This is a genomic window from Porphyrobacter sp. AAP82 (assembly GCF_000331285.1).
Taxonomy (GTDB): Bacteria; Pseudomonadota; Alphaproteobacteria; order Sphingomonadales; family Sphingomonadaceae; genus Erythrobacter.
The window spans coordinates 14,599-37,836 of the sequence record NZ_ANFX01000023.1 but is presented as its reverse complement, the minus strand read 5'-3'; the positions used below and the strand labels follow the sequence as shown (position 1 = coordinate 37,836).

The window sequence follows — 23,238 nt, the reverse complement described above, 5'->3', positions numbered from 1 at the left end:
AGATGTTCGAAAATTCCGAACATGCGCCGCATGAAACTCGGCGACCCCACGCTCGATCAGCTGCGCATCTTCATCGCCGTTGCCGAATACGGCAGCTTCGGCGGGGCGGCCAGGGCGCTCGGCCGCGCGGTCTCGGCGGTCTCTTACGGGATCGCGCAGCTCGAGGCACAGCTCGCGCTCACCCTGTTTGACCGCGAAGGTTCGCGGCGTCCGGTGCTGACCCCGGCGGGCGAGGGCCTGCTCGCCGAGGCACGCGCCGTCGCCGACGGGGTCGATGCGCTGCTCGCCAAGGCGAACTCGCTCCATGCCGGGCAGGAGCCGTCGCTGACGCTGGTGGTCGACGTGATGGTGCCGGGCGATGTCACCGCGCATGTGCTCGGCGAATTCCGGCGGATGTTCCCGACCTGCGCATTGACCTTGCGGATCGAGGCGCTGGGCGCCGTCGCGGCCTGCGTGATGGAGGGCGGATCGGACCTTGCCATCGGCGGCCCGGTGATCGGTGAGCACCCCGCGCTGGAAAGGCAGGCGGTGGGCGAGGTCGATCTCGTCCCCGTGGCCGCGCCCTCTCACCCCCTCGCGCATTCCGGCGTCGCGCCGGGCGAAAGCCGCCGCCATCTGCAACTGGTGCTGACCGACCGCTCGCCGCTCACCGAAGGGCGCGAGTTCTCGGTGCTGTCACCGCTGACCTGGCGGCTGGGGGACCTGGGCGCCAAGCACTCGCTGCTGAAGGAGGGGCTGGGCTGGGGCAACATGCCGCGCGGGATGGTGGCCGGCGATCTGACGGCGGGCACGCTGGTGGAGCTCGACCTGCCCGAAAAGCCCGGCGATCACTACCGCCTCAGCGCCCTGTGGCGGCGCGACACGCGATTGGGCCCGGCGGCAAGCTGGCTGGTCGATGCCTTCAGGGAGGGGCTGACGCGTTGCGCCGCGCCCGCAGCCTAGTCCGCCCGCAGCCAGGCGAGCGCTGCCTCGGCGTCCTCGAAGATCTGCACATTGCGGCCTTCGCTGACCCGCTTGTATTGCAGCTTCAGAATTGTCGAGTTGATGATGATCGCGGTGCGCTCGATGCCGATCGACTCGGCCCGCTCGAGGGTTGCGGCCATCTGTGCGCCGATCTCGCGCGTCTGCGTGACATAGCCGCGCAGATCGCCGAGCGCGCGCAGCTTGCGCTTTTCGGCGAGCAGCGGCCCGACCGCCTTGGCGACATCGCGCAGGAAGGCATCCATCGCCGGCTTGTCGAACAGCCCGCTGGTGACGAAGTGCAGCTCGCCCCGGACGGGATCGAGTTCGACCGAATAGGAGGGCGCAAGCGTGGTCATGCCGCGAGGTTACCGGCAACGGGTATAGAATTGGTTGCAGCCGTTCAGCGCGCACATACGGGGCAGGCGCTGCCTGCCGGGTAGGGCCGCCCGCAAGGCTGGCAGCGCGTATGGGTGCCCTGCGCAAGCCCGTGGCCGAGGCTAACGCGCTCGTCGAAGACGAAGCACTCGCCCTGCCAAAGGCTCTGTTCTTCAGATACCTGTTCAAGATATTTGAGAATGCCGCCCTTGAGGTGATAGACCTCCTCGACGCCCTCCGCGCGCAGGAAGGCGGTCGATTTCTCGCAGCGAATGCCGCCGGTGCAGAACATTGCGACCTTCTTTTTCCCCGCCAGTAGCGCCTCGCGGTGGTCGCGGAACCATTGCGGAAAATCGCGGAAGGATGGCGTGGCGGGGTTGGTCGCGCCGGCGAAGGTGCCGATCGCGACCTCGTAATCGTTGCGGGTGTCGATGACGAGCGTGTCCGGGTCCGCGATCAGCGCGTTCCAGTCTTGCGGATCGACATAGTGGCCTGCCGACAGCACGGGATCGATGTCGGGCTCGCCCATGGTGACGATTTCGCGTTTCACGCGGATCTTGAGCCTGCCGAAGGGCATGGCGGGCGCGTCCGAGAACTTCACGTCGAGGTCAGCGCATCCCGGCAGCGCGCGGATGTGGGCGAGGACCCGCTCAAGCCCCGGTGGCGATCCCGCAATCGTCCCGTTGATCCCTTCGCGCGCCAGCAGCAGCGTGCCCTTGATGCCCTGCGCCTCGCACACCGCGAGCAGCGCGGGCTGCACGCTGTGGGGATCGTTGAAGCGCGTGAACCGGTAGAGCGCGGCGACGCGGATCGGCGTTGGACTCAAACCCGCATCACCCAGCCGTGGGTGTCGGCGATGCGGCCGGTCTGGATGCCGACGAGCTGTTCGCGCAAGGCAGCCGTGGTCTGGCCGATGCCGCCTGCGCCGATGGTGAATTCGCAGTCATGCCCGGCGACCTTGCCGACCGCGGTGACGACCGCGGCCGTGCCGCAGGCCATGACCTCGACGAGGTGGCCGCTGGCGGCGTCGACGCGCCACTGGTCGATCGAATAGGGGGCCTCGGAGACCTTGAGCCCCTGCTCGGTCAAGAGCGCGATCAGGCTGTCGCGGGTGATGCCGGGCAGGATCGTGCCGGTCAGGGGCGGGGTGATGACGGTGCCATCGGCGAAGACGAAGAACAGGTTCATGCCCCCCAGCTCCTCGACCCACTTGCGTTCGGCCGCATCGAGGAACAGCACCTGGTCATGGCCCTTGGCGAAGGCCTGTCCGGTGGGGACGAGGCTCGCTGCGTAGTTGCCGCCGCACTTGGCCGCGCCCGTCCCGCCGGGGGCGGCGCGGGTGTAGTCGGAAATCCAGATGCTCACCGCCTTTGCGCCCGATTTGAAGTAGTTGCCGGCCGGACTTGCGATGACGATAAACTTGTATTGCTTCGCCGGTCGCACGCCGAGAAAGGCCTCGGTGGCGATCATGAAGGGTCGCAGGTAGAGCGCGCCGCCCTCGACCGCCGGGTACCAGTTGCCATCGACCGCGAGCAGCGCGCGGATCGCGCCGAGGAACAGCTCTTGCGGCAGGGCGGGCATGGCGAGCCGCTCGGCCGAGGCGTTGAAGCGCGCGGCGTTGGCCTCGGGCCGGAACAGGCCGAGGCTGCCATCGGGATGGCGATAGGCCTTGAGGCCCTCGAAGATCTCCTGCGCGTAGTGCAGCACGCTCGCCGCCGGATCGAGCGCGATGGGCTCACGCGGGCCCAGCACCGGGGTCTGCCAGCCACCCAGCGCCTCGTCATAGTCGATCACGACCATGTGATCGGTGAACACGGTGCCGAAGCCCGGATCGGCGATCAGCTGATCGCGGGTGGCATCGGGCGTGGGCGAGGGATGGGGCAGGCGCGTGAGTTGCATGGCCAAGCGCCTAATCCTGCGCGGGGGCGAGGGCAAGATTACTCTTGAACAAGACCTCGCGTGCCCCTCCACCATGCTGCGCATGGTCCCCCTCCCGTGGAAGCGAAGCTGTCGCGTAGGGACAACAGGAGGATTGCGCTGGATCGGTCGCGCAGCGACCGCAAGGCCGACCTGCCGCCCGCAGGTGCTCGATTCCGCAGGGATCGAAACAGCGCCGAGGACGAGCGGGCGGAGGCCCGCTCGAAAAAGCCAAAATGAAAAGGGCGTTTCCTGCCCGTCGGAGGAAACGCCCTTAACATGGTCAGCGGCCGGAAGTGCCGCTCACGGTGCCTTACTCAGAAGGATGATTTACCGAGTATGCTCCGTAGGGATCTTCACCGACCTCGCTACTGAACCATGAGACATCGGATCACCTCCTTTCGCGCTTGTGAGCCAGACCCCGCGTTTCACCGGGGGCCGAGAGCCGCGTTCGCCGCTGGCCTCGGGTGCAATGTGAGTCATTGCGGGGGCATCCACAAGACTTGAAATAATCTTTTCCGGCGTCATACTCATGCCTCGCCGCGTAACGTGTGCGGACTGGCCGCCCGGGGGAGACCTCGGGCGTTTTTCGTTTCCGGCGCGGCTGTGGACAGGCTGGGGATGCCTTGTGCATGGACCTGTGGATATTAATGTATAGAATCGGCGGAAGGGGCCCTTGTTTGCGTGCCCGCCTCCTTGGGCACATCCTCGATGCTGTTTCGATCCCTGCGGGATCGAGCACCTGCGGGGCGGCCGCGTGGCCTTGCGGACCCTGCGGGTCCGAAATCAGCGAGAACCGCCCCCGTTCCTTCTACCCCCTGCAATCCTCGATCACCCGGCTGACCTCGGCATGGCTGGGCAGGATGAGCGGGGCGGTGCCGTCCACCTCTACCGCGAACCGTCCCTTCGACAGCGCCATTGCATCCAGCAGCGGGTCGCGCGCGTTAAGGATAGTGGCAGAGGTTGGGATTTCGGCGCCCGAATGCTGCAAGGGCAAGGCGCGCGCGGCGGTCTCGGTCCGGATTGTGGCGACCGAACCCGTCTCTCCGCCAAGGACAAAGGAGAGCTCACCCCTGGGCCTCCAGCAATGCATCGCAAACACGGCCTGACCCGAGAATACCGCAAGCGTCAGGTTGCCGCGGCCTTCGTAAGACCAGCTCCCCGGCGTCAGCGGGGCGTCCATCCACTGCATGTCGACCGGAGCAGGCAGCGGCGCGGGGCGGGCGGGGGCGGCCACGAGAGCAGGGCGCGGGGCAGGCCTGGCGGCGGTCGCCACCGGCGGGGCCTTGGCGGCAGGCGCGCAGGCGGCAAGGACGAGCGTCAGGGCGAGCAGGGGAAGTCCGGCTTTCATGCCTGCACTTTGCGCGCTAGGGCCTCCCCTTGTCCATGCCCGACCATCCGCCCCGTCCCCCGAAAGCGCAAAAGCGCCGCGTCGACCAGCTGCTGACCATGCGCGGGCTCGCCGAAAGTCGTGCGCGGGCGCAGGCGTTGGTGATGGCGGGGCTGGTGTTTGCGGGGGAGACCAAGATCGACAAGCCCGGCCACCAGATCGCCGAGGATGCGGCGCTGGAGGTGCGCGGGCGCGATCATCCCTGGGTGAGCCGCGGCGGGATCAAGCTGGCGCACGCGATCACGCATTTCGGGCTCGATCCGGCCGGCGCGACGGCGATGGATATCGGCTCTTCGACCGGCGGCTTTACCGATGTGCTGCTGACCCACGGGGCGGAGCATGTGTTCTGCGTCGACAGCGGCACCAACCAGCTCGCCTGGAAGCTGCGCGAAGACCCGCGCGTGACAGTGCTCGAACAATTGTCTGCCCGCCTGCTGACGCCCGAGAATATCGACCGCCCGTGCAACTGGGTGGTTTGCGATGCGAGTTTCATCTCGCTGGCGAAGGTGCTGGAGGTGCCGCTCCGGCTGGCGGCGCCGCAATGCCAGCTGGTCGCGCTGATCAAGCCGCAGTTCGAAGTCGGGCGCGAGGAGGTCGGCAAGGGCGGGGTGGTGCGCGATCCCGCGCTTCACCAGCGCGTGTGCGAAGAGGTGCGCGGCTGGATCGAGGGGCTCGGCTGGGAGGTCCAGGGGATCACCGAAAGCCCGATCACCGGGCCGCAGGGCAATGTCGAATTCCTGATAAGCGCGACCCGCCGGTAGCCGGCAAAAGAAAAGGCCGGCAGCAACCGTGGTTGCTACCGGCCTTGTCTGTTCCTGTCCCCAATCCGAAGATCGAGGCCGGAAAGCCGTTAAGGCTTACTCGGCCGGGGTGGCTTCCGGAGCAGCTTCTTCAGCAGCCGGGGTCGCTTCGGCGGTGGCTTCAGCCATCGGCTCTTCAGCAACGGCCATCGCGTCGGCTTCGGTCGAAGCTTCTTCAGCGGGCTTCGAGCAAGCGGCGGTGGCGAGGGCGAGGCCGGCGACGGCGACGAGAGCGATCTTCTTCATGGTCATTTCCCCTATGGGCCCGGCAGGGCCGGTAATGAGCAAAAGCGCGATTTGTTTATCTTCCCGCCGCTACTGCGCTTCGAATCACGGCAGGAATGTGGCAGCGTCTAGCAGAGGTTTTTCCAGACCCCAAAGCGTTTCGTGCACCTCTGCCCAATTTTCACCACATTTTTCGCAATTCGCTGCGGCCGCGCGTCCGGCGGTGGTTCATCGCGGGGCAAAAGGGTGCGGAAAAGTTGGCGCGGGCGAGCGCCTCTGGTATCGGCCGCGCTCCCGGTGATCCGAAAGATCGGCCAACGACAGGCCAAGGACAGGCCAAGGACAGGCCAAGGACAGGAACCTCAATGAACCTCCTCGCTTCCCCCGCCCAGCTGCGCGCCAGCTTCCTGCGCTGGGCGCTGCTCATGGTGCCGCTGGTGCTGCTGATCGGGTTTGTCGCAAGCAAGTTCGGCGGGCCCGACACGGCGTGGTTTGCCGGGCTGGTGAAGCCCGCGATCTATCCGCCGCCGGTCACCTTCATGATTGTGTGGACGGTGCTGTTCGTGCTGATCGGCCTTGCCCTGGCACTGGTGGCGAGTGCCTGGGGCGCGCCGGGGCGGGGAATCGCGCTGGCGGTGTTCGGGGTCCATTTCCTGATCGCGCAAAGCTGGAGCGCGGTGTTTTTCGGGATGCAGGACATGATGCTGGGCCTGATTGTCATCGGGGTCGCGATCGCCACCTTGCTGATCGCGCTGGCGCTGGTGCTGCGGGTGCGGCGCAATGCGGGGCTGTTGCTGCTGCCCTATCTGGTGTGGCTGTGCTTTGCGGGCGCACTCAACTACCAGTTCATCGCCGAAAATCCCGACGGCGGTCAGCGCGGTATCGACGGCGCGGCCACCAAGGTCGAGTTCTGAGGCGCGAGCCTGTCGATCTATCGTGTGGCGGTTAACGGACGGCGTAGCCGTCCGCAAGCGCGAACGCGCGCCCGCAGCGACGCGACCTTAAGGTCGCATGAGCGAGGATAGGCTTGCACATCTGTGCAAGCCTCCCCAAAAAGAGAAAATGCAAAGCCAGAACCCGATCATCGCCGACCTCGTCAAGCTTGCCAACAGCGCGGCGGGGACCATGGCGGGCATGACCCGCGAAGCCCGTGAAAGCGCGCGCGAACGCATGCGCGAGGCCTTTGGCGGGATCGACTTCGTCTCCCGCGAGGAGTTCGAGACGGTCAAGGCCATGGCCCAGAAGGCGCGCGAACAGGCCGACGCATTGGAAGCGCGGCTCGCGGCGCTGGAAGCCAAATCCTCCAAGCAGTAGGCGCGGGCGCGGCGGGCATGAGCCTGCGTGCTGCCGCAATCGTGCTCGCGTCCCGGCCTCAGGGCGAGACCGGGGCGATGGTGCGTGTGCTGACCCCGGCTGCGGGCCTCGTCGCGGCCTATGTCGCGGGCGGGCGCGGGCGGCAGATGCGCGCGGTAATGGTGCCGGGCAACCGCGTCGCGGCGGAGTTCACGACGAAGGCAGGCAGCCAGCTTCCCTTCGCAAGGCTGGAGCTCGAACATTCCCGCGCCGCGCTCATCACCGAGCCGCTGCCGGCTGCCGCGATCCACTGGGTCTGCGCGCTCACCGCCGCGAGCCTGCCCGAGCGTCAGCCCTATCCCTCGCTCCATGCCGCCCTCGACGCGCTGCTCGAGGCGATCGCCATCGCCCCTTCTGCACGGGGGTGGGTGAGCGGGCTCATCGCTTACGAAACGCTGCTCCTGTCCGAACTGGGCTATGGCGGCACGGCCCTGCCCGATGCGCCTGATCTCCCCGCCCAGCTGGCCCGGCTGGCCACGCTCGAACGCCGCATCGCGCACTACCTGCTTGCAGGGCCCAAGAGCGATGTTATGGGCGCGCGAAAGCTGCTGACCGAGCGGCTCCAGCGCATCGGGTGAGAGAACCACAGACATGAAGATTGCAGTCCTGCCCGGCGACGGGATCGGCCCGGAAGTCACTGCCGAAGCGGTGGCCGTGCTCGAAGCACTGGGCCTGCCGGGTCTCACCCTGTTCGAGGGCGACGTGGGCGGGGCGGCCTACCATCGCCACGGCCACCCGCTGCCGGCCGAAACGCTCGAGATGGCCCAGGAGGCCGACGCGATCCTGTTCGGCGCGGTGGGCGACCCTTCCTGCGACGCGCTGGAGCGGCACCTCAGGCCCGAACAGGCGATCCTCGGCCTCAGGAAGCACCTCGGCCTGTTCGCCAACCTGCGCCCGGCGCGGGTGTTTGCGGGGCTCGAACACCTCTCGCCCCTCAGGGCGGAAATTGCGGACGGGCTGGACATGCTGATCGTGCGCGAGCTGACCGGCGATGTCTATTTCGGCGCCAAGGGGCGGCGCGAGACCGACAATGGCGAGCGCGAGGGGTGGGACGCGATGTCCTATGCGGAAAGCGAAGTGCGCCGCATCGCCCATGTCGCCTTCCGCGCGGCGGCGGCTTCGGGGCAGAAGCTCACCAGCGTCGACAAGGCCAATGTGCTCGAAACCAGCCAGTTGTGGCGCGACGTGGTGATCGAGGTCGCGGCGGAATATCCGCAGGTTACGCTCGAACACATGTATGTCGATAATGCCGCGATGCAGACCGTCAGCCACCCCGAACGCTTCGGCGTGGTGCTGACCGGCAACCTGTTCGGCGATATTCTGAGCGATCTGGCGAGCGCGGCGGTTGGATCGATCGGCCTGCTGCCGTCCGCCTCGCTGGGCGAGCGGCAGACCGGCTTCGGGACTTTCGGCCTCTATGAACCGATCCACGGCAGCGCGCCCGATATCGCCGGGCAAGGCAAGGCCAACCCGATGGCGACGATCCTGTCGGCGGCGATGATGCTGCGCCATTCCTTCGGCCGCGAGGCCGAGGCGGCAAGGATCGAGGACGCGGTCGCCAGAGCCCTTGCCGACGGCATCCTCGGCGGCGATCTGGGGGGCAACCACGGCACCGCCGCGATCGGCGCCGGCGTGCGCGAGCGGCTCTGACGATCCGGGCGCGCGCCAGTTATGGTTTATAAAGAATTATGGTGCATTAGGAGGCCATGGATAACGCCTCCTTTCCGCGCCTGGACAGCCTCGCTGACGAACTCGCCGACATCTGGCCGGCCCCGGTGCCTGCGCCCGTGAAGCTCGAACTCGCCATCATCCTGCCGACCTTCAACGAGCGCGGCAATCTCGGCCCCCTGCTCGAGCGCATCGACCGCGCCTTTGGCACGGTGGCGGCGTGGGAGGTGATCATCGTCGATGATGACAGCAAGGATGGCACCGCCGACGAGGCGCGCGCGCTGGCGCTTGCCGATCCGCGCGTGCGGGTGATCCAGCGCATCGGCCGCCGAGGCCTGTCGAGCGCGGTGATCGAAGGCTTCTGCGCCACCGCCGCGCCCTATGTGGCGGTGATGGACGCCGACCACCAGCACGATCCCGCGTTGCTGCCGGGCATGCTCGAAGCGCTGAAATCGGGCGGGGCCGAGATCTGCGTTGCCAGCCGCTTTGCCGAAGGCGCGAGCACCGCCGAATGGGCCGCGCCCGAGCGCGAGAAGCTGTCGACTTATGCCAACGCGCTCGCCCGCAAGATGACCGGCGTTGCGCTCACCGATCCGATGAGCGGCTATTTCATGCTGCCCGCCGATGCCGCCCGCGCGCTGGTGCCGCGGCTTTCGGCGATCGGCTTCAAGATCCTGCTCGATCTGCTCGCCACGGCCGAAGAGCCGATGCGGGTCAAGGAATTCCCCCTCAATTTCGCGGCCCGCCGCGAAGGAGAAAGCAAGCTGGACCGCGCCATCCTGTTCGATTTCCTCGCCGGCCTCTATGACAAGACCTTCGGCAAGGTGATCCCGACCCGCTTCGCCCTGTTCGGCACCGTCGGCGCGCTGGGCGTGGTGGTGCACTTCATGGTGCTCACCAGCCTGCTGTTCGTGCTCGATCACGCCTTCACCTTCGCGCAGAGCGCGGCGGTGCTGGTGGCGATGAGCTTCAACTTCTGGCTCAACAACTGGCTGACCTATCGCGACAAGCGCCTCACCGGCTGGGGCGAGCTGCTGCGCGGCTGGGCAGGCTTCATCGCCACCTGCGCGATCGGCGGCTTTGCCAACGTTGCGATCGCTACCTTCCTCGAAGGGCAGGGCATCTTCTGGGTCGCGGCCGCGCTGGCGGGGATCGTGGTGGGTTCGGTGTGGAACTACGCCCTGTCGAGCCGCTTCGTGTGGGGCAGGTTCTAGAGCGCGTTTGCGCAGGCGCGCTCGACCGGACCGCGCAGCGGGCCGCAAGGCCGAACGGCCGCCCTCAGCTTGCTGCGCATCTAGCGAGGACCGCACGCCGGAGGGCGTGCGGCAAGCAATATCACCTCCACCCCTGGAGCCACGCCCAGACCAGGTAATCGCCGCCGCCGCTGAGCGGCAGGGCGGCAAGGATCGGGAAGAAGAAGGCGAACACCGCGACCGAGCCTGCGGGGATGCCCCAGGCGAGCCATTGGCCATGCGGCACCCGCCGCAAGTCGCTGCACGCGAGGGCGAGGGCGGCGAGCAGGAACAGGCTCGGCGTGAAGTAGTGGTAATAGAACTGCACCGGCTTGGGCGCGACCAGCCACAGCCCGAGGCTTGCCGCATAGCCGAGCGCGGCCGCCAGCCGTGCCGGATCGCGCCGCGCCGCGCCCGCAAACAGGCACCACGCCAAGGCCGGCAGGCCCAGCAGCATCGTCAGCGGGTTGCCGATCAGCAGCACCCCGCGCCACGCCCCGTCCGTCTCCTCGTAGAGATACCAGATCCCGCGCGTGTTCAGCACCCATTGCGGCCATTGGCTCATGTAGCGGTGCGGGGTCATCAGCTGGCTCTGGAGCGCGAAGATCTCCTCGTGCAGGCCGATCAGGCCCTTTTCGGCGAGCGGCGAGGGGCGCAGATACTCGGCGAGCCAGTAGCCGGGGATGAAGGTCGCGGCATAGACCGCAAGCGGCACGATCCCGAGCCACACGAAGGCCTCGACGAGGCGGATGCCGGGGACCGGCGCGCCGCGGCGGCTCATGAACAGGCGGCGGCGTCCGGCGCCAAGGCGTGCGAAAAAGAAGGTGAGCCCCGGCGCCATGGCCAGCGGGATCGCGTTCCACTTCGCACCGAGCGCAAGGCCGAGCGCGGCGCCGGTCAGGGCCAGCCGCCAGCGCCCCTGTTCGGGCCGCGCCGTGGCCGCGGCAAACTGCCATGCGGCCAGCGCGAGTGCGGCGACCATCACGATATCGAGCATCGCGATGCGGGCATGGATGAACAGCGCAAAGCCGGTCGCGGCAAGCACGCCGAAGGCAAGGGTGGCGAACCGGTCGTGGCTGGTGTGCCACAGCGCGCGCATCGCGGCGAACAGCGCGGCGGTGCCCGATAGCCACGCCGCCACCCGCCAGCCCAGCGGGTTGTCGCCGAACACCAGGATGCCAAGCGCGATCAGCTCCTTGGCGAAGAGCGGATGCTCGCGGTTGCGATAGGCGCCCACGCCGGTCTCGACCAACGACACGAGATCGCGGGCGGCCGGGAGATAGTGGACCTCGTCGAAGAAGGGTTTTGACGGAATCCCGAGCCGCCAGCCTGCGAGCAGCGCGAAGCCGCCGGTGATCGCGAGGGTCCACGCGAGCGGATCGCGCGGGCGCGCCTGCGCCGTGGCGGCGGGGGACGGAGAGGGGGAGGGATGCGCCTCGACCATGGCGGGGCCGCGCTTAGGGCGGCCCGCCCGGTCGGGCAAGCGGGATTATGCCGTCGCCGGCTCGCGCGCGGCAGCCGCTTCGAGCCAAAACAGCCGGGCTGCCATGGCGAGCAGGCCGATGCTCGCGCTCGCGGCGATGAACAGGGTCCATAGCGGCACGTTCATGCCCGCGGCCCGCGCGCGCGGCAGGATCAGGAAGGTTGCAACCAAGAGCGAGAACAGGAGGTCCCACCACACCTGCACGCCCCACAGATTGGAGGTGTGATTGATGATCACCGGACCTGCGCCCTCGGCCGCGATGGTGACGGCGGTGAAGGCGGCAAAGCCCGCCGACAGCGCCCCGGCGAGCAGCGCATTGCCTTGCGCGTGCGGCCTTGCGGCCATCGCGGCGATGGCTGCCAGCGCCAAGACCAGCCCGCCCCCGGCAAGCGCGACAAACGGTGTAAGACTTTCGGGCACAGCGGTTTTCTCCCAATATGTAGCAAATGCTACATGCGCTTGAAGCAAGCCTGCCTGGTCGCTACAAGCGCGCCATGAAACCCCGAGCCAAAAAGCCGCCGATGTCGCGCGAGAGCCTGCTTCCGCTGCTCGCCGGGCATGTGCTTGCGCACGGGTTGGGGCAGGCGAGCCTGAGGCCGCTGGCGCAGGCCGCGGGCACCTCGGACCGCATGCTGCTCTACCATTTCGGCACCAAGGAGCTGCTGATCATCGATCTGCTCTCGCATGTCGCAGGCGTCTATGCCGCCGGGCTCGATGCAGTGCTGGCCGAGGGCGAGCGCCCGGCGACCCGCACCGCGCTGGTGGCGCGGATCATCGCGCAGAACGCCGCGACGGCGATGCAGCCGTTCATGCTGCTGTGGTGGGAGATCGTCGCCGGCGCGGCGCGGGGCTTGCCCGGTTTCCTGCCCGCGGCCGAGGCGATGATGGGCGAATTGCTGGTCTGGCTCGAAGGGCACATGCCCGCAGGCGATCCCGATCCCGCTGGCGGTGCGCGCTACCTGCTCACCGTGATCGAGGGGGCGATGATGCTCACCGCCGTCGGTCACCGCCAGACCGCGCGCGAAGGCCTGCTTGCGGGCGGGCTTCTCGAGGCCTAGAGGCGGGCGCATGAAGAAGACCACCGGCATGGACCGCGCCGCCACCAAGGGCTGGCGCCCCGCAACCCGCGCGCTGCGCGGCGGCACCTGGCGATCGGAGCACGGCGAGACCAGCGAGGCGCTGTTCCTCTCCTCGGGCTACACCTACGACGATGCGCAGACCGTCGCCGACCGCTTTGCGGGCACCGCGCAGGGCATGACCTATTCCCGGCTCCAGAACCCGACCGTGGCGATGCTGGAAGAGCGCATCGCGCTGATCGAGGGGGCGGAAGCCTGCCGGGCGCAGGCGAGCGGCATGGCGGCGATGACCGCAGCGCTCCTGTGCCAGCTTTCCGCCGGCGACCACATCGTCGCCGCGCGCGCCGCTTTCGGTTCGTGCCGCTGGCTGTGCGACAGCCTGCTGCCGCGCTTCGGGATCGAGGTGACGATCATCGACAGCGCCGACAATGCCGCGTGGGAGGCGGCAATCCGGCCGAATACCAAGGTGTTCTTCTTCGAGACTCCGGCGAACCCCACGCTCGACATCGTCGACCTCGCCCATGTCTGCGGGCTGGCGAAAGCGCACGGAATCACCACGGTGGTCGACAACGCCTTCGCCTCGCCGGTGCTCCAGCGCCCGATGGAATTCGGCGCGGACGTGGTGGCCTATTCCGCCACCAAGCTGATGGACGGGCAGGGCCGCGTGCTCGCCGGCGCGATCTGTGCGAGCAAGCAGTGGATTGACGAGGTGCTGATGCCCTTCCAGCGCAACACCGGCCCCACCTTGTCCGCCTTCAATGCATGGGTGGTGCTGAAGGGCCTCGAAACGCTGCCCTTGCGCGCCTTCAAGCAATCCGAGCAGGCCGTGGCGCTGGGCGAATTTCTCGAGCCGCGCGTGCGTGCGGCGGGCGGGCACATGCTCCATCCCGGCCTGCCGAGCCACCCGCGCCACAACCTCGCGCTCGCGCAGATGGATGCGACGGGGCCGATCTTCGCCTTCGACGTCGGCAGCAGGGCCAAGGCCTTCGCGGTGCTTGACGCGCTGGGGCTTATCGACATCTCGAACAATATCGGCGACGCGCGCTCGCTGATGTGCCACCCGGCCTCGACCACCCATGCCGGCCTCACCGATGAAGCCCGCGCGGCGATGGGCGTGACCGAGGGGCTGTTGCGGATCAACGTCGGGCTCGAGGACCTCGCCGACCTCACCGAAGACATGGACCAGGCGCTCGCTGCGGCGGGCATTTGAGGATGACCCACATGGCAACCCGCGTTGAACTCGTCTTCGATTTCGTCAGCCCCAACGCCTACCTCGTATGGTGGCCGCTGCGCGAATTGCTGGCCCGCTACGAGGCCGAGATTGACGTGATCCCGGTGTTCCTCGGGGGCATGCACAAGCTCACCGGCAATGCCCCGCCGATGCTCCGCGACGCCGAGGTCAAGGGCAAGAACGAATATGCGATGCTCGAAATGCAGCGCTTCATCGCGAAGCACCGCCTGACCAAATATCGCCTCCACCCGCAGTTCCCGTTCAATTCGATCCTGCTCCAGCGGATGCTCTACGCTGCCGATCAGGACGGGCGCGGGGTCCAGTTCGTGGAAGCCCTGCTGCGCCCGATCTGGGAGGAGGGGCTCGACATTGCCTCGCCTGAAGCGATCGGCGCAGTGCTCGCCGCCGCCGGGTTCGACGCTGCCGGCCTGTTCGCCCGAGCGCATACGGACAACGTCAAGCAGGGCCTTGCCGCCAACACCGACGCAGTGGTTGCGCGCGGTGCCTTCGGCATTCCGACCATGTTCGTGGGGCCGAAAGGACAGGGCGAGATGTTCTTCGGCAAGGAGCGCCTCGGCCAGATCGAGGAACTGCTCGCCAAGCGCTGAGTCCTTGCGGCCTTCCGCCGCATCCCCCTTGCCAGCCCCGCTTAAAATCATAGGCTTGGCGAATCGAACACGCTTCGCAGGGGACGCACAGGGGCACCATGAGTATTTTTCGGCATTTCGCCGGGCTGGCAGTTGCTGCCGGCCTGACCTTCGCAGCCGTCACGGCCAGCGCGCAGGAGGGCGCCACCCCGGCCCCTGCCACGCTGTCTTCCGCCGCGCCGGCGGCGCCTGCCGCCGCTGGTCCTGCCGCGGAAGCCCCGCCGCCGCGCATCCCGGCCGCGCACTTCGCCAAGCGGCTCGCCTTCTGGGACACCAAGCTCTCCCCCGACGGATCGATGTTCTCCTTCATGCGCCAGGGCAAGGAGGGGACGATGTTCATCATCACCGAGACCGTCTCGGGCAAGGTCAAGCGCGCGCTGGTTACCGATCCGCTCGACGAGATCGAATGGTATCGCTGGGTCAACAACGACAAGCTCCTGCTCGGCGTTTCAACCCCCGGCAAGTATTTCGACGAGGAGGTGCGCTACTCGCGCCTCGTGCTCGTCGAAGTCGCCTCCGGCACCATGACGCGCCTGTTTGCGCGCAGCGAGGTGGTGCAGGGCGACAATGTCGTCCACGTTGCCGAGGATGGCTCCTACGTCCTCGTCTCGATCCAGCAATCCATCTACGATTTTCCCTCGGTGATGAAGCACGAGCTCAAGGCCGGGGGCCGGATCGGCACCGTGCAGGAACCGCGCCCGGGGGTGTGGGACTGGACCACCGACGAACAGGGCGTGGTGCGGATGGGCACCGGCTGGGTCGATGGCCAGCTCAAGGTCTATTACCGCCCCCGCGCGGGCGAGCCGATGAAGCTGCTTGCACAGCTCAAGGACGGCGCCGAAGAACAGCAATATTTCGATGCGGTGCTGATGGTCAGCGGATCGGACGAGGGCTATGTGCTCAGCCCGAGCGAGACCGGCCGCATCGGCGTCAGGCGCTTCAACTTCGCCACGCGCGCGGTGCTCGAGACGGTGTTCGAACACCCCGATTGGGATGTCGACAGCATTTCGATCAAGGACGGCAAGCCCTACGCCGCCTTCTTCACCGCCGAGCGGGACGAGGTGCACTGGTTCGATCCCGAAGTCGCCAAGCAATACCGTTCGCTCAGGAAGGCGCTCGGCACCGGCGAGGTGTGGATCCAGAGCCGCGCGGAAGATGATTCGCGCATCCTCGTCTATGCGGGCCAGGAGAATGATCCGGGCGTCCTCTACCTGTTCGATCCGGTCGCCAAGCGGATGCAGGAGATCGCGCAATACCGCCCCGATCTCGATTTCCGCCAGCTCGCCACACCCAGGCCGATGCAATACACCGCGCGCGATGGCACGGTGATCCACGGCTATCTCACCCTGCCGCGCGGGCGCGAGGCCAAGGGCCTGCCGCTGATCCTGCTGGTCCACGGCGGGCCTTACGGGGTGCGCGACAAGCTCGAATACAGCGACGAGGTCCAGCTGCTGGCCAACCGCGGATATGCCGTGCTCCAGCCCAATTACCGCGGCTCGGGCGGCTATGGCGACGATTTCCAGTTTCTCGGCGCGGGCGAGATCGGGCGCAAGATGCAGGACGATCTCGACGATGCAATGGACTGGGCGGTCAAGGAAGGCATCGCCGACAAGGCCCGCGTCTGCGTGGTCGGCGGCTCCTACGGCGGCTATGCGGCGCAGTGGTCGGTGCTGCGCAATCCCGAACGCTACGCTTGCGCGGCGAGCTGGGCGGGGGTGAGCGACTGGGCAAGGATGCTGCGCTATGACCGGCGCTACCTGTCCGAACGGGTCAACAAGTCGTGGCGCGCGCAGCTGACCGCCAACAAGGAGGTCGATCTCGATCCGGTCTCGCCCGCGCGGCTGGCCGGGCAGCTGACGCGGCCCCTGCTGCTCGCCCATGGTTCCAAGGACAAGCGCGTGCCGGTGGCGCAATACACCATCTTCGAAAAGGCCAGCCGCGCCGCGCCGATGCCGCCCCAGACCCTGCTGGTCGAGGGCGAGGGCCACAGCTTCTCCAAGCCCGAGAGCGCGCAGGCCTGGTACGAGGCGCTCGACACCTTCCTTGCCAAGCACAACCCGGCCGATGCAGTGCCGACGATGACGGTGACGGTGGCGGCGGGCGAGGCCGGAGCGGCGACGGACAAGGGCGCGGCTCCGGCAACGCCCTGAGCGTTCAGCGCGGGGCGCTGCCTTCGGGCCGGATCACGCGGCGCAGGATCTGTTCCCCGCGCACGATCCCGAGCCCTACCGGCACCGGTCCGACGCGGCTGTCGGCGGACATGTCGCGGTTGTCGCCGAGCAGGAAGTATTCATCCGTGGCCAGCTTGACCGGGCCGAAATTGTCGAACGCCGTCGGCCCGAGATCGAGGATGTCATGGCCGGTGCGGCTGCCCGGCAGCGTCTCGCGCAGCCGCGTCATGGTCCGGGGCGGATCGGGGTACTCGGCGTCATCGCTCCCGGCAACGGTGTAACTGCCGCGCGGGGTCTGCTGCGCCGGGGCCCCGTTCAGCACCAGCACGCCTTCGCGCAGTTCGATGGTGTCGCCCGGCAAGCCGATCAGGCGGTGGAGATAGGTGTCGCCGCGGGGATGGCGCACCGCCAGAATATCGCCGCGCGCCACATCGGCGGGGCCGACCAGTTCCGCCGTGAACTGCGTGCCGCGCGGCAGGACCGGCTCCATCGAGGTGCTGGCGGCGGTGAAACCGCGCTCGGGCAGCATCCGGTCGATGATCCCGCCGTTCTCGCAGGATGCGAGCAGCGCCGCGGCGGCGGCGAGGGCGAGGACGGTGCGGTGCGGAGCGGCCATGTCCTTTTCGCTATATTCCCCCGAGCCTTGGCGCAACCGGCGGCTCACCCCGCCGTCACCGCCTCCAGTGGCGTATCCATGATCGGATAGCGCCGCCACTCGGCCCAGTCGTAGTGCCACCATTCGTTGGGGAGGGGCACGAAGCCCTCGGCGGTCATCCATTCCTCCAGCATCCGGCTGAGGCGCAGGGCCTCTGGCGGGGCGGCGGTGTTGCTGCGGTAGGCGGCGGGGGTGAAGTCGTCGTAGGGGCTGGGCATGGTGACCTCGATGCCGTTCCGGTGGAGCGACAGGTCGATCGAGCACCCGCGGTTGTGGCGCGATCCGGTGGCGGGGTTGGCGACGAATTGGCGCTTGTCGGCCGGGGTCTGGTCCCACATCGCTTGCGTGATGCGCCACGGGCGGTAGGCGTCGAAGACGAGAAGGCCGTAGCCCGCTGCCTCGGCCCGGGTCTGCACGCGGGAGAGCGCCTCGGCCACCGGCCGCTGGGCGACGGCACGGGCGACCGGGTAGAGCACGCGGCCCATGAAGTTGGCGCTGGTCGCATAGCGGATATCGAGCCTGACGCGCGAATCGTGGCGGGCGAGATCGACCAGGTCGCTCGGCAGGTCCGCGGCCGGATCGACCGGCAGGAGCAGGGCGGGCGGGGGGGCGCGGCCCGCACATCCCGCCACCGCGCCCGCGGCCATGCCCGCCAGCACCGTGCGGCGCGAGAAGCTTGGGGGCGGGGCGGGGGCGGGCTGCATCGCTCCTGTGGCTATGCCGTCGCCCTCCCGTCTGCAAGCCCGGCATGCCCGGGCGCGAATTACGACGAGTTGCGGGATACAGCTGGGATTAAGCGCGTTGGTGCTCTTGTGAGCGCATAAAGAATCGCTAACCTTGGAGGCGTCATGAAAGCATTCTTCCAGCACGCCGCCACCACCGACGGGGTTACCGTGAGGGTCGCCGTCAACTACCTGCCCGAGCAGTCGCATCCGGAGGCGGGCAAGTGGTTCTGGGTCTACCATATCCGCATCGAGAACGCCTCGCACGAGGCGCTGCGGCTGCGCACCCGCCACTGGCGCATCACCGACGGGCGCGGGATGGTGAACCATGTCGATGGCGAGGGCGTGGTGGGCGAACAGCCGCTGCTCCAGCCCGGGCAGAGCCACGACTATGTCTCGGGCTGCCCGCTGACCACGCCGTTCGGCTCGATGGAGGGCTTCTACACCTTCGAGCGCGCCGATGGCTCGCCGGTCGAGGTGCGCATCCCCTTCTTCCCGCTCACCGCGCCCGAGACCGCCGAGGGCCGCTCCTCCCGTTAAGGGGCCGCGCCGATACTTGCGGTGAGCCTTCCGGCGTCCTAATCGCTGGCACGTGAAGCGCACCCACTTGCCCCTCAACGCCTTGCGCGTGTTCGATGCCGCCGCCCGGCACCTCTCCTTCACCCGCGCCGCGGACGAGCTCGCGGTGACCCCCGCCGCGGTCGGCCAGCAGATCCGCGCATTGGAGGACGTGCTCGGCGTCGTCCTGTTCCGCCGCACCTCCAAGGGCCTCGAACTCACCCCCGAAGGCGAGGCCGGGCTCGACCCCTTGCGCGAGGGCTTCCTCAGGTTCGAGGAGAGCGTCGCCGCGATGCAGGCCGGCCAGTCCTCCGACCGCTACACCATCGCTGTCCCGCGCGAGTTCTACGCCGAGTGGCTCGCGCCCCGGCTCGCGCGGTTCCAGGCCGGCACGCCCCATGGCTCGGGCGGCGTCCAGTACATCCTCGCCCCCGACGAGCATGCCGACTTCACCGAGGCGAACCTCGATCTCGCGATCCGCCTCGCCGACGGGCCGGGGGACCTCATGGGCGTCCAGCTTGCCCCCGCGATGCGGGTGCGGGTCGCTGCGCCGCACTGCCGCGATGCGTGGATCGACTGGCCCGGCATGCCCCTGCCCGAAGGCGTGAGCCCGTGCATCCGCGCCGGCTCCCCCGGCCAGGCGCTCGCCTCGGCGCTGGCCGGAATGGGGCGCACCATCCTCCCGCTCGCGCTCGCCGAGAACGCGCTGGCCAGCGGCAGCCTCACCGCGCTCGATCCGCCCGAGCCTGCCACCCGCGCCTACTGGCTGCTCGCCCCGCCGCCGCAGTGGCGATCCAAGAAGGTGCGAGCCCTCGTCGCGTTCCTCGCGCCCTAGCTGCCTGCGCTGGCTCCCTTGTTGGAGACACATGAGACACTGTCCAGGGCCGGAAAAGTGCCCCCCCGCATGACGCCCCCGCACCCGCCCGGACACACACCGCCGCGCGCAGCGACGAGGGGCAAGGGCGAGGGGCAAATGCGCGGATCATGGCGCGCAAGGAGATTGCAGGTTTTGCGCGAGTAGGAAAATTGTTCTTGTGGCCTGCAGCGCCTGCGCGCTGCGAAATCCTCGCTCACACGCCCTGCGGGCACCTCGCTGCGGGCGGGCATTCGCCCTTGCGGCGGCGGCGCCGCCGTTTTGCTCCCCTCCCGCCCGCGGGAGGGGTTGGGGGTGGGCAAGTGTTGGATGCGTCCAACTGTCACCTTGACCCCCCGCCCAAACCCGCCTAAGGGCGCCCATCCTTCCGGGGCACGCCCTCGGAAAGCGAGCTGAACATTGGCGGCCTTGTCTCTCTCCAGCAGAGGGGCAGCCGTCAAAGTAACCCGGTGGCCGAAGGGCCTGACTGTGCGGGTGGAGCGTTTCGGCCTCGTCGTTATGCTGGTTTCGGCCGGCACTTTTGCCGCTTGTCTTTGCGCTTGCGGCCTTAGGTCCCGGCTTTCGCCGGGATGACGGCACAGGGCAAACCTCTCCCCCCATCGTCCGGCACCCGTGCTCACCATCAACCCGGTGAAGTGAGAACATATGCCGACGATCAACCAGCTGGTCCGCAAGGGCCGCGTTCCGCAGAAGGCCAAGAGCAAGGTCCCTGCGATGGAGCAGAACCCGCAGAAGCGCGGTGTCTGCACCCGCGTCTACACGACGACCCCGAAGAAGCCGAACTCGGCGCTGCGCAAGGTGGCCAAGGTGCGCCTGACCAACCAGCGCGAGGTCATCTCCTACATCCCGGGCGAGGGCCACAACCTCCAGGAGCACTCGGTGGTGCTGATCCGCGGCGGGCGTGTGCGCGACCTTCCCGGCGTGCGCTATCACGTCCTGCGCGGCGTGCTCGACACGCAAGGGGTGAAGGACCGCAAGCAGTCGCGCTCGAAGTACGGCGCCAAGCGTCCGAAGTAGGCTTTAACGCGGCGGCGGCGCTCTCCTCCACCTGGCTACCCCTACGTGGTAGAATTTGGGTGGCCGGGTGGGGGAGAGGGCCGGCGCCGCAGGGCGCCCACGGAGGTGGGCGACCACTCCGAAGGAGTTAATCAACATGTCACGTCGTCGTCGTCCCGAAAAGCGGGTCATCCTGCCCGATCCCCAGTACGGGGATCAGATCCTGTCGAAGTTCATGAACAACCTCATGCTCGACGGTAAGAAGGCCGTTGCCGAGAAGATCGTCTATGGCGCGCTCGCCACGGTGGAGAGCAAGGCCAAGGCCGATCCGATCCAGCTGTTCCATGATGCGCTCAACAATGTGAAGCCGCAGGTCGAGGTGCGCAGCCGCCGCGTCGGTGGTGCCACGTACCAGGTGCCGGTCGAGGTTCGCCCCGAGCGTGCCCAGGCCCTCGCGATCCGCTGGCTGATCACCGCGGCGCGCGGCCGGCCGGAAACCACGATGGCCGCGCGGCTGTCGGGCGAGCTGCTCGATGCGGCGAACAACCGCGGCAACGCGGTGAAGAAGCGCGAGGACACGCACCGCATGGCGGACGCGAACCGCGCCTTCTCGCACTACCGCTGGTAACTCGTGCGATTGTGGGCAGCCGGAGGGCCAAAGAGCTAACTCTGGTCTTCCGGCTGTCACAATCTTCCCTATATGGGGGCTGACCCGCGACCCGGCGGCCCCTCTCAATCCAAGGAACCTGATATGGCCCGCGAGTATCCGCTGGAGCGCTATCGCAATATCGGCATCATGGCGCACATCGATGCCGGTAAGACCACCACGACCGAGCGCATTCTCTACTACACCGGCAAGTCCTACAAGATCGGCGAAGTGCACGATGGTGCCGCGACGATGGACTGGATGGAGCAGGAGCAGGAGCGCGGGATCACGATCACCTCGGCGGCGACGACGACCTTCTGGACCGCCGAGGATTCCTCGATGGACCCGATGAGCGATCCCGACGCGCTGCGTGACGGCCAGCCCAAGCACCGCATCAACATCATCGACACCCCCGGCCACGTTGACTTCACCATCGAAGTCGAACGCTCGCTGCGCGTGCTCGACGGTGCGGTTGCCGTGTTCGACGGCGTGGCCGGCGTGGAGCCGCAGTCGGAAACCGTGTGGCGTCAGGCCGACAAATACGGCGTTCCCCGCATGTGCTTCATCAACAAGCTCGACCGCACCGGCGCCGATTTCTACTACTGCGTCAATTCGATCATTGATCGTCTGGGTGCCAAGCCGCTGGTGCTCTATCTCCCGATCGGGGCCGAGAGCCAGCTTCAGGGCGTGGTCGACCTCGTCAACAACCGCGGCATCGTCTGGAAGGACGAGAGCCTTGGCGCGAAGTACGAGTTCATCGAGATCCCTGCTGACCTCGCCGACAAGGCTGCCGAATACCGCGAGCGCCTGATCGAGCTCGTCGTCGAGCAGGACGACGAGATCATGGAATCCTATCTCGAAGGCAACGAGCCCGATGTCCCGACGATCAAGAAGCTGATCCGTCAGGGCACCATCGCGCGCGCCTTCGTGCCGGTGACCTGCGGCTCGGCGTTCAAGAACAAGGGCGTGCAGCCGCTGCTTGACGCCGTGGTCGACTACATGCCCTCGCCGCTCGACATTCCGCCGATCAAGGGCGTGCTGCCCGACAGCGACCAGGAAGACGAGCGCCCTTCGAGCGACGATGCGCCCTTCGCCGCGCTCGCGTTCAAGATCATGAACGATCCCTTCGTCGGCTCTCTGACCTTCACCCGCATCTATTCGGGCAAGCTCACCAAGGGCCAGGTCCTGAACTCGGTGAAGGACAAGAAGGAAAAGATCGGCCGCATGCTGCTGATGCACTCGAACAACCGCGAGGACATCGATGAGGCCTTCGCCGGCGACATCGTCGCGCTGGCCGGCATGAAGGACACCACCACGGGCGATACCCTGTGCGACGCGTCCAAGCCGATCATCCTTGAACGCATGGAATTCCCCGAGCCCGTGATCGAGCTTTCGGTGGAACCCAAGACCAAGGCCGACCAGGAAAAGATGGGCATTGCGCTCAACCGTCTGGCGCAGGAAGACCCCTCGTTCCGCGTGTCGACCGACCACGAAAGCGGTCAGACGATCATCAAGGGCATGGGCGAACTGCACCTCGACATCATCGTCGATCGCATGCGCCGCGAATTCAAGGTCGAAGCCAATGTCGGCGCGCCGCAGGTGGCTTACCGCGAATACCTCGCCCGCGAGGTCGATGTCGATTACACCCACAAGAAGCAGTCGGGCGGCTCGGGCCAGTTCGGCCGCGTGAAGGTCACGGTCACCCCGGGTGAGCGCGGCCAGGGCGTGATCTTCGAGGACCAGATCAAGGGCGGGAACATTCCGCGCGAATACATCCCGGCGATCGAAAAGGGTTTCCGCGAGCAGGCCGAAAGCGGTCACCTCGTCGGCTTCCCGATCATCGACTTCTCGATCAAGCTGACCGATGGTGCCTATCACGATGTCGACTCGAGCGCGATCGCGTTCGAAATCGCCGCGCGCGGTGCCATGCGCGAGGTGGCGCAGAAGTCGGGCATCAAGCTGCTTGAACCGATCATGAAGGTCGAGGTTGTCACTCCGGACGATTACCTCGGCGACGTCATCGGCGATCTCAACAGCCGCCGTGGCCAGATCCAGGGCACCGACACCCGCGGCAATGCCCAGGCGGTCGAGGCCTTCGTGCCGCTCGCCAACATGTTCGGTTACGTCAACGAACTGCGCTCGTTCACCCAGGGGCGCGCGCAGTACACCATGCAGTTCTCGCACTATGACGAGGTTCCGGCCAACGTCGCAGCCGAGGTCAAGGAGAAACTTGCCTAAGCTGCCTCGGCAGTCTAG

Annotated in this window: 25 protein-coding genes; 16 read left to right on the top strand and 9 right to left on the bottom strand. The window is 67.5% G+C overall.

From position 1 onward, the window contains the following. The first annotated feature begins 30 nt into the window (after positions 1–30). On the top strand, positions 31–942 hold the full coding sequence (locus D620_RS0107435; protein WP_017665171.1) for a LysR family transcriptional regulator: 912 nt from the start codon (positions 31–33) through the stop codon (positions 940–942). Here D620_RS0107435 and D620_RS0107430 read toward each other — a convergent pair. The 4 genes from D620_RS0107430 to D620_RS0107415 form a co-directional block, all read right to left on the bottom strand. Continuing rightward, positions 939–1,319: an STAS/SEC14 domain-containing protein gene (locus D620_RS0107430; RefSeq protein ID WP_017665170.1), complete on the bottom strand. Its 381-nt coding sequence runs from the start codon at positions 1,317–1,319 to the stop codon at positions 939–941. The genes D620_RS0107435 and D620_RS0107430 overlap by 4 nt on opposite strands. 44 nt (positions 1,320–1,363) lie before the next feature. Further along, positions 1,364–2,164 carry a rhodanese-related sulfurtransferase gene (locus D620_RS14905; RefSeq protein ID WP_017665169.1) on the bottom strand — a complete coding sequence of 267 codons (801 nt, stop codon included), beginning with the start codon at positions 2,162–2,164 and terminating at the stop codon, positions 1,364–1,366. Next, on the bottom strand, positions 2,161–3,237 hold the full coding sequence (locus tag D620_RS0107420) for a branched-chain amino acid aminotransferase (protein WP_017665168.1): 1,077 nt from the start codon (positions 3,235–3,237) through the stop codon (positions 2,161–2,163). The genes D620_RS14905 and D620_RS0107420 overlap by 4 nt, the downstream gene beginning before the upstream one ends. Before the next feature lie 829 nt (positions 3,238–4,066). Then, complete coding sequence (locus D620_RS0107415; protein WP_017665167.1) at positions 4,067–4,606, bottom strand: hypothetical protein; 540 nt, start codon at positions 4,604–4,606, stop codon at positions 4,067–4,069. Positions 4,607–4,641: 35 nt separating this feature from the next. On the opposite strand from D620_RS0107415, the gene D620_RS0107410 reads away from it, so the two are divergent. Beyond that, complete coding sequence (locus D620_RS0107410) at positions 4,642–5,406, top strand: TlyA family RNA methyltransferase (RefSeq protein ID WP_017665166.1); 765 nt, start codon at positions 4,642–4,644, stop codon at positions 5,404–5,406. 96 nt (positions 5,407–5,502) lie between these two features. Here the strand turns inward: D620_RS0107410 and D620_RS0107405 are convergent, their stop codons facing one another. Beyond that, entirely contained in the window at positions 5,503–5,697 is a 195-nt protein-coding gene (locus D620_RS0107405) for a hypothetical protein (RefSeq protein WP_017665165.1), read from the bottom strand. Positions 5,698–6,035: 338 nt separating this feature from the next. Between D620_RS0107405 and D620_RS0107400 the strand changes: the two genes are divergently transcribed. The 5 genes from D620_RS0107400 to D620_RS0107380 all read left to right on the top strand — a co-directional run bounded on the left by D620_RS0107400 (position 6,036) and on the right by D620_RS0107380 (position 9,905). After that, the gene (locus D620_RS0107400) at positions 6,036–6,584 is read left to right on the top strand and encodes a TspO/MBR family protein (RefSeq protein ID WP_017665164.1); all 549 of its coding nucleotides are present in this window, start codon (positions 6,036–6,038) and stop codon (positions 6,582–6,584) included. A gap of 148 nt (positions 6,585–6,732) precedes the next feature. Continuing rightward, the gene (locus D620_RS0107395) at positions 6,733–6,984 is read left to right on the top strand and encodes an accessory factor UbiK family protein (RefSeq protein ID WP_017665163.1); all 252 of its coding nucleotides are present in this window, start codon (positions 6,733–6,735) and stop codon (positions 6,982–6,984) included. A 17-nt stretch (positions 6,985–7,001) separates the two neighbouring features. Next, positions 7,002–7,601: a DNA repair protein RecO gene (gene recO, locus D620_RS0107390; RefSeq protein WP_017665162.1), complete on the top strand. Its 600-nt coding sequence runs from the start codon at positions 7,002–7,004 to the stop codon at positions 7,599–7,601. 13 nt (positions 7,602–7,614) lie between these two features. Continuing rightward, positions 7,615–8,673, top strand: coding sequence for a 3-isopropylmalate dehydrogenase (gene leuB, locus D620_RS0107385; RefSeq protein ID WP_017665161.1), 1,059 nt, complete (start codon positions 7,615–7,617; stop codon positions 8,671–8,673). Between the two features lie 56 nt (positions 8,674–8,729). Beyond that, complete coding sequence (locus tag D620_RS0107380; RefSeq protein ID WP_017665160.1) at positions 8,730–9,905, top strand: glycosyltransferase; 1,176 nt, start codon at positions 8,730–8,732, stop codon at positions 9,903–9,905. A 121-nt stretch (positions 9,906–10,026) separates the two neighbouring features. Here D620_RS0107380 and D620_RS0107375 read toward each other — a convergent pair whose 3' ends face one another. Further along, positions 10,027–11,367 (bottom strand): phospholipid carrier-dependent glycosyltransferase, encoded by a 1,341-nt coding sequence (locus D620_RS0107375; RefSeq protein ID WP_017665159.1) that lies wholly within the window; start codon positions 11,365–11,367, stop codon positions 10,027–10,029. 45 nt (positions 11,368–11,412) lie between these two features. Further along, positions 11,413–11,826, bottom strand: a complete 414-nt coding sequence (locus D620_RS0107370) for a hypothetical protein (RefSeq protein ID WP_155800067.1) — start codon at positions 11,824–11,826, stop codon at positions 11,413–11,415. A 74-nt stretch (positions 11,827–11,900) separates the two neighbouring features. Here D620_RS0107370 and D620_RS0107365 point away from each other — a divergent pair, with 74 nt between their 5' ends. From D620_RS0107365 to D620_RS0107350, 4 genes are all read left to right on the top strand, one after another. Next, a complete protein-coding gene (locus D620_RS0107365) occupies positions 11,901–12,464 on the top strand; it encodes a TetR/AcrR family transcriptional regulator (protein ID WP_233992021.1) in 564 nt (187 codons plus the stop codon). A gap of 10 nt (positions 12,465–12,474) precedes the next feature. Continuing rightward, on the top strand, positions 12,475–13,692 hold the full coding sequence (locus D620_RS0107360; protein ID WP_017665156.1) for a trans-sulfuration enzyme family protein: 1,218 nt from the start codon (positions 12,475–12,477) through the stop codon (positions 13,690–13,692). 11 nt (positions 13,693–13,703) lie between these two features. Continuing rightward, positions 13,704–14,321, top strand: a complete 618-nt coding sequence (locus D620_RS0107355; RefSeq protein ID WP_033376428.1) for a 2-hydroxychromene-2-carboxylate isomerase — start codon at positions 13,704–13,706, stop codon at positions 14,319–14,321. Positions 14,322–14,419: 98 nt separating this feature from the next. Beyond that, the gene (locus D620_RS0107350) at positions 14,420–16,510 is read left to right on the top strand and encodes an alpha/beta hydrolase family protein (protein ID WP_017665154.1); all 2,091 of its coding nucleotides are present in this window, start codon (positions 14,420–14,422) and stop codon (positions 16,508–16,510) included. Positions 16,511–16,514: 4 nt separating this feature from the next. Here the strand turns inward: D620_RS0107350 and lepB are convergent, their stop codons facing one another. Further along, positions 16,515–17,147, bottom strand: a complete 633-nt coding sequence (lepB, locus tag D620_RS15765; RefSeq protein ID WP_017665153.1) for a signal peptidase I — start codon at positions 17,145–17,147, stop codon at positions 16,515–16,517. A 44-nt stretch (positions 17,148–17,191) separates the two neighbouring features. Next, entirely contained in the window at positions 17,192–17,890 is a 699-nt protein-coding gene (locus D620_RS0107340; RefSeq protein ID WP_017665152.1) for a M15 family metallopeptidase, read from the bottom strand. Positions 17,891–18,034: 144 nt separating this feature from the next. On the opposite strand from D620_RS0107340, the gene apaG reads away from it, so the two are divergent. The 5 genes from apaG to fusA all read left to right on the top strand — a co-directional run bounded on the left by apaG (position 18,035) and on the right by fusA (position 23,220). Then, a complete protein-coding gene (gene apaG / locus D620_RS0107335) occupies positions 18,035–18,448 on the top strand; it encodes a Co2+/Mg2+ efflux protein ApaG (protein ID WP_017665151.1) in 414 nt (137 codons plus the stop codon). Between the two features lie 52 nt (positions 18,449–18,500). Then, entirely contained in the window at positions 18,501–19,301 is an 801-nt protein-coding gene (locus D620_RS0107330) for a LysR family transcriptional regulator (protein WP_017665150.1), read from the top strand. Positions 19,302–19,985: 684 nt separating this feature from the next. Beyond that, positions 19,986–20,357 (top strand): 30S ribosomal protein S12, encoded by a 372-nt coding sequence (gene rpsL, locus D620_RS0107325; RefSeq protein WP_006831873.1) that lies wholly within the window; start codon positions 19,986–19,988, stop codon positions 20,355–20,357. Positions 20,358–20,493: 136 nt separating this feature from the next. Further along, positions 20,494–20,964: a 30S ribosomal protein S7 gene (gene rpsG, locus D620_RS0107320; RefSeq protein WP_017665149.1), complete on the top strand. Its 471-nt coding sequence runs from the start codon at positions 20,494–20,496 to the stop codon at positions 20,962–20,964. Between the two features lie 123 nt (positions 20,965–21,087). Then, positions 21,088–23,220, top strand: a complete 2,133-nt coding sequence (gene fusA / locus D620_RS0107315) for an elongation factor G (protein ID WP_017665148.1) — start codon at positions 21,088–21,090, stop codon at positions 23,218–23,220. Positions 23,221–23,238: the final 18 nt, after the last annotated feature.

What these genes read in the sequence shown, in the direction of transcription:
- D620_RS0107365 (WP_233992021.1), top strand. Translation starts at nt 11,901, where the DNA reads ATGAAACCCCGAGCCAAAAAGCCGCCGATGTCGCGCGAGAGCCTGCTT.
- D620_RS0107380 (WP_017665160.1), top strand. Translation starts at nt 8,730, where the DNA reads ATGGATAACGCCTCCTTTCCGCGCCTGGACAGCCTCGCTGACGAACTC.
- D620_RS0107350 (WP_017665154.1), top strand. Translation starts at nt 14,420, where the DNA reads ATGAGTATTTTTCGGCATTTCGCCGGGCTGGCAGTTGCTGCCGGCCTG.
- lepB (WP_017665153.1), bottom strand. Translation starts at nt 17,147, where the DNA reads ATGGCCGCTCCGCACCGCACCGTCCTCGCCCTCGCCGCCGCCGCGGCG.
- D620_RS0107355 (WP_033376428.1), top strand. Translation starts at nt 13,704, where the DNA reads ATGGCAACCCGCGTTGAACTCGTCTTCGATTTCGTCAGCCCCAACGCC.
- D620_RS0107360 (WP_017665156.1), top strand. Translation starts at nt 12,475, where the DNA reads ATGAAGAAGACCACCGGCATGGACCGCGCCGCCACCAAGGGCTGGCGC.
- rpsG (WP_017665149.1), top strand. Translation starts at nt 20,494, where the DNA reads ATGTCACGTCGTCGTCGTCCCGAAAAGCGGGTCATCCTGCCCGATCCC.
- D620_RS0107405 (WP_017665165.1), bottom strand. Translation starts at nt 5,697, where the DNA reads ATGACCATGAAGAAGATCGCTCTCGTCGCCGTCGCCGGCCTCGCCCTC.
- D620_RS0107430 (WP_017665170.1), bottom strand. Translation starts at nt 1,319, where the DNA reads ATGACCACGCTTGCGCCCTCCTATTCGGTCGAACTCGATCCCGTCCGG.
- D620_RS0107420 (WP_017665168.1), bottom strand. Translation starts at nt 3,237, where the DNA reads ATGCAACTCACGCGCCTGCCCCATCCCTCGCCCACGCCCGATGCCACC.
- D620_RS0107400 (WP_017665164.1), top strand. Translation starts at nt 6,036, where the DNA reads ATGAACCTCCTCGCTTCCCCCGCCCAGCTGCGCGCCAGCTTCCTGCGC.
- D620_RS0107435 (WP_017665171.1), top strand. Translation starts at nt 31, where the DNA reads ATGAAACTCGGCGACCCCACGCTCGATCAGCTGCGCATCTTCATCGCC.
- D620_RS0107410 (WP_017665166.1), top strand. Translation starts at nt 4,642, where the DNA reads ATGCCCGACCATCCGCCCCGTCCCCCGAAAGCGCAAAAGCGCCGCGTC.
- recO (WP_017665162.1), top strand. Translation starts at nt 7,002, where the DNA reads ATGAGCCTGCGTGCTGCCGCAATCGTGCTCGCGTCCCGGCCTCAGGGC.
- D620_RS0107415 (WP_017665167.1), bottom strand. Translation starts at nt 4,606, where the DNA reads ATGAAAGCCGGACTTCCCCTGCTCGCCCTGACGCTCGTCCTTGCCGCC.
- D620_RS0107375 (WP_017665159.1), bottom strand. Translation starts at nt 11,367, where the DNA reads ATGGTCGAGGCGCATCCCTCCCCCTCTCCGTCCCCCGCCGCCACGGCG.
- leuB (WP_017665161.1), top strand. Translation starts at nt 7,615, where the DNA reads ATGAAGATTGCAGTCCTGCCCGGCGACGGGATCGGCCCGGAAGTCACT.
- D620_RS0107340 (WP_017665152.1), bottom strand. Translation starts at nt 17,890, where the DNA reads ATGCAGCCCGCCCCCGCCCCGCCCCCAAGCTTCTCGCGCCGCACGGTG.
- rpsL (WP_006831873.1), top strand. Translation starts at nt 19,986, where the DNA reads ATGCCGACGATCAACCAGCTGGTCCGCAAGGGCCGCGTTCCGCAGAAG.
- fusA (WP_017665148.1), top strand. Translation starts at nt 21,088, where the DNA reads ATGGCCCGCGAGTATCCGCTGGAGCGCTATCGCAATATCGGCATCATG.
- apaG (WP_017665151.1), top strand. Translation starts at nt 18,035, where the DNA reads ATGAAAGCATTCTTCCAGCACGCCGCCACCACCGACGGGGTTACCGTG.
- D620_RS0107395 (WP_017665163.1), top strand. Translation starts at nt 6,733, where the DNA reads ATGCAAAGCCAGAACCCGATCATCGCCGACCTCGTCAAGCTTGCCAAC.